Source organism: Bathymodiolus platifrons methanotrophic gill symbiont, from assembly GCF_002189065.1.
GTDB lineage: Bacteria > Pseudomonadota > Gammaproteobacteria > Methylococcales > Methylomonadaceae > Methyloprofundus.
In genome coordinates this window covers 1-1,013 of the sequence record NZ_BDMN01000610.1, presented here as the reverse complement: position 1 = coordinate 1,013, position 1,013 = coordinate 1, and the positions used below count along the sequence as shown (strand labels likewise).

The 1,013-nt window shown below is 33.1% G+C and carries 1 protein-coding gene; it reads left to right on the top strand.

Annotated features, from left to right (window positions below):
- Positions 1 to 138: 138 nt before the first annotated feature.
- Positions 139 to 1,013 (top strand): flagellin N-terminal helical domain-containing protein (locus CDZ78_RS20940; protein ID WP_280175615.1); only part of this gene is annotated, 875 nt, incomplete at its 3' end.

Here is a 1,013-nt window from a genome sequence, read left to right as displayed (position 1 = left end):
TAAAGCTTATCTAAAGCTTTTTTTAATATTTCTTTAATCTTTTTTTAATATTTTCTTAATCTTTTTTTAATATAAGCGATTTGATAATTGAGCAGACGAAAGGAACTCGAAAATTTTAAACGATAAAAGGAATTATCCATGAGCTTTACACTAGCAACAAATGTAACGGCATTAAATGCAGCAAACAATACTTCGATAACACAGAAATCGATTCAGTCTTCTTTAGAGAAACTGAGTTCGGGGTACAAAATCAATAAGGCAGCAGATGATGCAGCTGGAATGGCAATTGCGGATGTACTAAGAACCCAAGCAAGATCATTAGGTCAAGCAATAAGAAATGCCAATGATGCCATAGGGATTATCCAAATAGCAGATAAAGCTATGGATGAACAAGTAAAAATACTTGATACGATTAAGGTCAAAGCGATTCAAGCAGCACAAGATGGTCAAACTACCCAAACAAGATCAGCTCTTCAATCAGACATTACAAGATTACTAGAAGAACTTGATAATATATCATCAACAACCACATTTAATGGTAAATCACTTCTTGCTGGAGGATTTTCAAATGCTAAGTTTCAAATAGGTGCTTATTCAAATACTGTTATTACTGCATCAATAACAGCAACTTCTTCTGATAAGATAGGTCAGACTAGATTTGAAACTGGGAAAACTATAACTTCAGAGGGTGTTACATCACTTACTTTTAAAGCAGTCAATGGTAGAGATGATATTACAATAGAGTCAGCAATTATTTCGCATGGAGTAGGAACAGGAATAGGTGCTTTATCGGAAGTAATCAATAAGAATTCTAATGAGTTACAAGTTAGAGCTTCTTGGAGCGTAGAATCTACTGGATCTGTTCCTATAGGAACTGGTGCAACAGATGATAATCATACAGTAAAAGGCTTAGTTATAAATGGTGTTAAAATAGGAAGCATTAACAATATTAAAATAAATGATTCAGATGGTAATATAGCAGCTTCTATTAATAATTCAAAAAGTCAAACAGG